This window comes from Kineococcus indalonis (assembly GCF_009906395.1).
GTDB classification, from domain to species: Bacteria; Actinomycetota; Actinomycetes; order Actinomycetales; family Kineococcaceae; genus Kineococcus; species Kineococcus indalonis.
In genome coordinates this window covers 1-6,907 of the sequence record NZ_JAAALM010000186.1, presented here as the reverse complement: position 1 = coordinate 6,907, position 6,907 = coordinate 1, and the positions used below count along the sequence as shown (strand labels likewise).

General features: G+C 75.0%; 7 protein-coding genes. 5 read left to right on the top strand and 2 right to left on the bottom strand.

Annotated elements, in window-relative coordinates:
- From GTR00_RS10825 to GTR00_RS10805, 5 genes are all read left to right on the top strand, one after another.
- On the top strand, positions 1–1,204 hold a 1,204-nt coding region (locus tag GTR00_RS10825; RefSeq protein ID WP_166611630.1), incomplete at its 5' end, for a PucR family transcriptional regulator.
- 203 nt (positions 1,205–1,407) lie between these two features.
- Complete coding sequence (locus GTR00_RS10820) at positions 1,408–2,484, top strand: TerC family protein (protein WP_166611632.1); 1,077 nt, start codon at positions 1,408–1,410, stop codon at positions 2,482–2,484.
- Positions 2,485–2,596: 112 nt separating this feature from the next.
- Positions 2,597–2,920: a hypothetical protein gene (locus tag GTR00_RS10815; RefSeq protein ID WP_205705529.1), complete on the top strand. Its 324-nt coding sequence runs from the start codon at positions 2,597–2,599 to the stop codon at positions 2,918–2,920.
- A 5-nt stretch (positions 2,921–2,925) separates the two neighbouring features.
- Entirely contained in the window at positions 2,926–3,762 is an 837-nt protein-coding gene (locus GTR00_RS10810; RefSeq protein WP_166611628.1) for a nitroreductase family protein, read from the top strand.
- A 61-nt stretch (positions 3,763–3,823) separates the two neighbouring features.
- Entirely contained in the window at positions 3,824–4,522 is a 699-nt protein-coding gene (locus GTR00_RS10805) for a GntR family transcriptional regulator (RefSeq protein ID WP_323132393.1), read from the top strand.
- Between the two features lie 27 nt (positions 4,523–4,549).
- Here the strand turns inward: GTR00_RS10805 and GTR00_RS10800 are convergent, their stop codons facing one another.
- Together GTR00_RS10800 and GTR00_RS10795 are read right to left on the bottom strand one after the other, a co-directional pair.
- Positions 4,550–5,317 carry an SDR family NAD(P)-dependent oxidoreductase gene (locus GTR00_RS10800; RefSeq protein ID WP_166611627.1) on the bottom strand — a complete coding sequence of 256 codons (768 nt, stop codon included), beginning with the start codon at positions 5,315–5,317 and terminating at the stop codon, positions 4,550–4,552.
- Positions 5,318–5,350: 33 nt separating this feature from the next.
- Positions 5,351–6,697 carry an MFS transporter gene (locus tag GTR00_RS10795; RefSeq protein WP_166611626.1) on the bottom strand — a complete coding sequence of 449 codons (1,347 nt, stop codon included), beginning with the start codon at positions 6,695–6,697 and terminating at the stop codon, positions 5,351–5,353.
- Positions 6,698–6,907 lie beyond the last annotated feature (210 nt).

Here is a 6,907-nt window from a genome sequence, read left to right as displayed (position 1 = left end):
GGTCCGGGTCGAGCCCCCCGGCGTCGCCGCCGTCGCGCGCGCCGCCGCCGACGACGCCGGGGGGCTCGACCCGGACCTGCTCGGCGACTTCCTCGACGCGGTCTGGGCCGCGGTCCTGGACCGCCGCCGCCTGTCCGCGCACCGCATCGACCGCTACCGCCTCGTCGGCGAGCACGCCGCGGGCGCCGGCGTGGCCCTGCGCGCCCTGCTCGACCTGTACCTGTCGGCCGCCTGGCGGCTGTGGCGCCTGCTGCCCCCCGTCGCCGCCGCCACCGGCCCCGCCACCACCGGCCCCGGCGCCGCGGTGCGCTCGGTCGACGCCGCGGCCCTGGTCGACGCCGGGGAGGTGCTGCTGCGCGCCTCCGACGACGCCGTGGCCGCCCTCACCGAGGGGTACCAGGTCGCCCGCCGCCAGCTCGTGCGCCGCGAGGAGTCCGCCCGCCGCGAGTTCGTCGACGACCTGCTCACCGGCACCTCCGACGTGCCCGGCCTGGTGCGCCGCGCCCAGCGCTACGGGCTGGACCTGGCCGCGCCGCACACGGTGACGGTCGTGCGCGCCGCGGAGGCCTACACCGAGGCCTCCGCCCTCATCGCCACCCTGGAGCGCCGCCTGCAGGGCGCCGCGGCCGACGCCGACGCCCTGGTGGCCACCAAGGACGGCGCCGTCGTCGTCGTCTCCGCCGCCCCCGACCGCGAGGCGGTGCGCGAGGTCCTGGAGACGGTGCGCGTCGTGCTCGGCCCGCCGGACCGCACCGGCTGGCGAGCCGGCGTGGGGCGCCCGGGCACCGGCGCCGGCGCGGTGGTGCAGTCCTACGAGCAGGCGCGCCGCGCCCTGGAGCTGGCCCGGCGCCTGCGCTGGCGCGACCCGGTCGCCGACACCGCCGACCTGGTGGTGCACGAGGTGCTGCTGCGCGACCGCACCGCCGCGCGCGACCTCGTGCGCACCCTGCTGGAGCCGCTGCGCGGGGTGCGCGGGGGCCCGGAGCCGTACCTGCGCACCGTCGAGGCGTACCTGGAGGCCGGCGGCAACGCCACGGGCGCCGCCCGGCGCCTGCACCTGTCCGTGCGGGCGGTGACCTACCGCCTGGCGCGCCTGCGCGACCTCACCGGCGCCGACCCCGCCGAGGCCTCCGGCCGCTTCGCCCTGCAGGCCGCCGTGCTCGCCGCGCGGGCCCTGGGGTGGCCCGACGACACCGGGGAGTGAGGCTGCGCCCTCTTCGTTGCCGGGACCCGGCAACGAAGAGGGCGGGAGGTCGTCCGCCTCTCGACTCCGCACGGCGGCCCTGCCGGCCGCACGATGGAGGGGAGCGACGTCCGTCGCACTCAACGACAGGGAGGTGAGCAGTGGACCTGAACCTCGACGTCCCCGTATGGGCCTGGGTGGTGCTGGCCGCGATCGTCGTCGTCATGCTGCTGGTGGACCTGCTGGGCCACCGCGGTGCCCACGTCATCAGCTTCAAGGAGGCCGGCGCCTGGAGCGCGGTCTGGGTCGCGATCGCGCTGGTCTTCGGCGGCGTCATCTTCGCCGTCTACGGCGCCGAGGCCGGCACGGCCTACACGACGGCCTGGTTGCTCGAGAAGAGCCTGTCCGTCGACAACCTCTTCGTCTTCGCGCTGATCTTCGGCTACTTCAAGGTGCCGCGCGAGTACCAGCACCGCGTGCTCTTCTTCGGCGTCTTCGGCGCGCTGGTCTTCCGCGGCATCTTCCTGGCCCTGGGCGTGGCCGTGGTCGAGCGCTTCACCGCGATCCTGTTCGTCTTCGGCGCGATCCTGCTGTGGTCGGCCTGGAAGATGCTCAAGGACGAGAACGAGGACATGGACCCCTCGCAGAACTTCGGGGTCCGGCTGCTGAAGAGGTTCGTCCCCATGAAGGACGAGATGCACGGCCAGAAGTTCTTCGTCAAGGAGGCCGGCAAGCGCTACGGCACCCCACTGCTGGCGGTCGTCGCGGCCATCGAGGCCGCCGACCTGCTCTTCGCCGTCGACAGCGTCCCCGCCGTCCTGGCCGTCACCAGCGACCCGTTCATCGTCTACTCCTCGAACGCGTTCGCGATCCTGGGACTGCGCGCGCTGTACTTCCTGCTCTCGGGCCTGCTGGAGCGCTTCCACCTGCTGTCCAAGGCGCTGGCGTTCATCCTGGCCTTCATCGGCGTGAAGCTGTTCTTCCAGGCCGGCCACGAGGTGATCAGCCCCGCGATCCCGCACATCCCGACCTACGTCAGCCTCGGGGTGATCGTCGTGTCGCTCACGCTGGCGATCGTGCTGAGCCTGCGCGAGCCGGCCCCCGCCGGGCACGGCGCGGAGGACGGCCACGACGCCCGCAGCGGTCACGACGGTCACGACGCCCCCGAGGCCCGCGACGGGCGGGGCCGGGACGGCGCGCCCGCCGACGCGGCGCTGCCGCCGGCCCGCCCGGGCGGCGAGGAGGACGGGACCCCCGGCGGGTCCACCCCCCGCGCCCGCGCCGGCGAGCGCGAGCGCTGACGCCCCGCACCACCCCGCGGCGCCGGTACCGGGTCCTGCCCGGTGCCGGCGCCGTCGCGCTGCCCCGCGGTGCCCGGACCGCGCCGGGCGCGGACGTGGTGGAATGCGCGGCGTGTCCCGATCCCTCCTCGTCGCCGCCACGGCGAGCTACGCGGCCAACTGCGCCCTGGGCGGCGCGGTGGCCGCCCGCCGGCTGGACACCTCGGGGGCCCGCTGGGTCCACCACGCCGTGTACGTGAGCACCGTGGTGCTCACCGCCGCGGCGGCGGTGCAGCTGGCCGTGCGCGGCGACCGCGCCCTGTGGCGCCTGGTGCCGGTGGTCGCGCCGCTGAGCGCGATCCCGGCGGTGTCCGCGCGCACCCGCGGGCACGTGGCCCTGGCCCTGGCCGCCGCGCCCGCCTACGCGGCGGCGCTGAGCGCGCCGCGGGGGCGGTGAGCGCGGTGGAGCTCCTGGAGGCCATCGCCCGCCGCCGCACCACCAACGGCCACCTGCTGCCCGACCCGGTCTCCGCCGAGCACCAGCGCCTGCTGGTGGAGGTGGCCGGCCGCGCCCCCTCGCAGCTGAACAGCCAGCCGTGGCGGTTCGTGCTCGTGGAGGACCGCGCCACGATCGAGGACGTCGCGCGCATCAGCGGCGAGAGCATGACCGAGGCGATGAGCAGCGGCACGTTCTTCGAGCGCTACAAGCGCTGGTTCCGCTTCAGCGCCGAGGAGATGGAGCGGACCCGCTCGGGGATGCTCTTCGACCGGCTGCCCGCGCCGCTGCGCCCTTTCACCTCCCAGGTGTTCACCCGGCGCGGCCAGCGGGTGGTCAACGCCCTGCGGGTCCCGCAGGCGCTGGGCGAGGAGAACCGCCGCCTGGTGGCGGGTTCGCCGCTGCTCATGGGGGTCCTGCTGGACCGCGCGGAGTACCGGCCGGGGGAGCTGTCGGCGTTCTACTCCGTGTTCAGCATGGGCGCGGCGATGGAGAACGTCTGGCTGACCACCACGGAGCTCGGCATGGGCATCCAGTTCGTCTCCTTCCCCATGGAGGTGCCCGGCGCGTGGGAGCGCGTCACCGGGTTGCTGAGGGTGCCCGACGACCTGGAGCTGATGGCCGTGTACCGCCTGGGGTACCTGCCCCCCGAGCAGCGCCGGCCGGCGATCGACTGGTCCAGCGGCCAGCGCAAGCGGGTGTCGCAGTACGTCTTCCGCGAGGCGTGCGACACCCCGCAGACCGGCTGGGACGAGCCCGTCCCGGCGCCGCGGCCGTCCGTCGGGCCGCCGGCCGCTGGGTAGGGTGAGACCTCCACGAGGTCGACCGACGGGGGTTCAGGTGGCGCGCAGCGCACGGGGTGCGGTGGACTCCGCGGCGGCGCCGCGCCCGCTGGCCGCACCGGCCCGGGCCTCGCTGGCGGACTCCGTGCACGCCTCGCTGCTGGCGTGGCTGATGGACGGGCACGCCGCCCCCGGGGAGTCGCTGAGCATCGACGGCCTGGCCCGCGAGCTGGGGGTCTCCCCGACGCCGGTGCGTGAGGCGCTGGTGCGCATCGAGGCCACGGGCCTGGTGGAGCGCACGGCCCTGAAGGGGTACCGGGTGGCGCGGCTGCTCACCGACGAGGAGGTCCACGCCCTCGTCGACGCCCGCGTGCTGCTGGAGTGCCGCACGGCGGAACTGGCCGCGCTGCGGGTGGGGCCCTCGGAGCTGGCGGCGATCCGCGCGACCGTGCGGGCGATGACGCTGGCGCCGACGGGCCCGTCGTTCGCGGACTACCGCGCCTACCACGCGGCCGACCACGAGTTCCACCGCCTGGTCAGCGAGGCCGGCGGCAACCCGTTCCTGGCGTCGGCGTTCGCGGTCCTCAACGGGCAGGTGCAGCGCTTCCGCCTGCGCCGGCACCCGATGGAGGGGGTCACCGACGCCGACGAGGCGGTGCGCGAGCACACCGAGGTGCTCCAGGCCCTGGAGGCCCGGGACGCGCGGGCGGCCGCGGCGGCCATGCGCCGGCACCTGGAGGAGGTGCGCCGGCGCGTCGTCGCCGACCGCAGCGCCGGCTGAACCCGCACCGGCGAGGACGTGCCGGCGTCAGTTGATGTGCTTGCCGCCGTCGACCTGGTAGCTGACGCCGTTGACGAAACCGGCGTCCTCGGAGAGCAGGAACGCCACCACCGCAGCGATGTCGTCGGGGGTGCCGACCCGGCCGACGGGGATGCCGGCGGACATGTCGGCCTTGCGCTCGTCGGTCAGGCGCCCGCCCATGATGTCGGTGTCGACCGGGCCGGGCAGGATCGCGTTGACGGTGATGCCCAGCGGACCGAGCTCGCGGGCGCCGCCACGGGTGAGCCCGAGGACGGCGGCCTTGGCGGCGGCGTAGGCGGTCTTGGAGAACGTGCCACCGCCGTCGACGGCGGTGATGGAGGAGGTGTTGACCACGCGCCCCACGCCGGTGCGCTGCATGCGGCGGGCGGCGGCCTGCATCATCAGCAGCGTGCCGGTGGCGTTGACCGCCATGACGCGGTCCCACTCCTCCAGGGTGACCTCCAGCAGCGGGGTCGGGCTGGGGATGCCGGCCAGGTTCACCAGGCCCACCACGGGCGGCAGCTGCGCGTCGACGGCCTCGAACGCGGCGGCGACGGCGGCGGGGGAGGAGACGTCGGTGGGCAGGCCCAGCGCCTGCACCCCCGTGCCGCGCAGCTCCTCGGCGATCTCGCTGACGCCCTGCTCGGAGAGGTCCAGCAGCGCCAGGCTCCAGCCCTGCGCGGCGAGGCGGCGGGCCACGACGCGGCCGATGCCGCGGGGGGCGCCCGCGCCGGTGACGACGGCGGTGCGCTGAGCGGGGAAGGGAGTGCTCACGGGGTTCCTCCGGTGGGTGCGGTGGGCGGGTTCTCAGGCGGGTGCGGTGGCGGGTTCGGCGGCGTCCTGCGGGGTGCGGGTGCGGAACAGGCGCGAGGCCAGCAGCAGCAGCGCACCGACGACGGCGGTGCCGGCGAGCACGTACAGGCCGGCGGTGGTGCTGTCGAACGTCTCCTCCGCCCACACGCGCACGTTGGGGGCGATGAAACCGCCGAGGTTGCCCAGGCCGTTGATGAGGCCGAAGCCGGCGGCGAGGGCGGCGCCGCTGAGGTACGCGGCGGGCAGGGTCCAGAACATCGGCTGGCAGGCCACGAAGCCGACGGCGGCCAGGCACAGGGCCGCCATCGCCAGCACGGCGTTCTCGGTGACGGCGGAGGCGGCGATGCCGGCGCCGGAGAGCACCAGCAGGACGGCGGCGATCTCGCTGTGGGCGCGCAGGCGGTCGGCCACGCGCGGCAGCAGCGCCACGGCGACCAGGGCGCAGGCCCACGGCACGGCGGTGAGCACGCCGACGGAGAAGCCGACCTCGCGGCCGGTGATCTCGGAGACCTGGGTGGGCAGGAAGAAGGTCAGCCCGTACACGGCGACCTGGATGCACAGGCAGACCAGGCAGAAGTACAGGACGCGCGGGTTGACCAGCGCGCGCGCCCAGCCCAGGGCGCCGCCGTGGTCGGCTCGGGCGGTGTCGTCGGCCTCGATGCGCCGCACCAGCGCCTCGCGCTCGGCGCCGGGCAACCAGGCCGCCTCGGCGGGGCTGTTGGTGAGGAACTTCACGGCGACGACGCCGACGACGACGGCCAGCAGGCCCTCGACCATGAACATCCACTGGTAGCCGCGCAGGCCGGCGAGACCGTCCATCTCGAGCAGGCCGCCGGAGAGGGGCCCGCCGACCATGTTCGCCAGGGGCAGGCCCATCTGGAACAGGCCGGTGGCCCAGGCGCGGCGCTCCTGCGGGAACCAGTACGTCAGGTACAGCAGCACGCCGGGGAAGAAGCCGGCCTCGCAGACGCCCAGCAGGAAGCGCAGGACGTAGAAGGTCGTCTCGTTCGTGACGAACATGAACGCCGTCGCCACGACGCCCCAGGTGATCATGATGCGGGCCATCCACCAGCGGGCCCCGACGCGGTGCATGAGCAGGTTGCTGGGCACCTCGAAGACGGCGTAGCCGATGAAGAACAGCCCCGCGCCCAGGGCGTACGCGGCGGTGGAGATGCCGGTGGAGGCCTCGAGCTCCTCCTTGGCGAAGCCGACGTTGGAGCGGTCGATGAACGCGATCACGTACATCAGCAGCAGGAAGGGGATGAGGCGCTTGGCGGTGCGTCGCAGGGCGGAGGCGACGAGCGCGTCCTCCGTGCCGGGGGCGTGGCCCTGGCTGGTCATGTGGTCTCCGGGTGCGTGCGTCGTCGTCTGGGCACCGCTGGGGTGGGAGTCTCCCGCGTCCTCGCGGCGGCGCTACTCAAACATCCAATAGGATGTAGGTCAAGGCGGCCGGTGACGAGCCGTCACCGGGGACGACGACGGCGCCCCGCCGGCTCCGGGAGGAGCCGGCGGGGCGCCGGGTGCTGGTGCGGGGGGTGCTGGTGCGGGGGG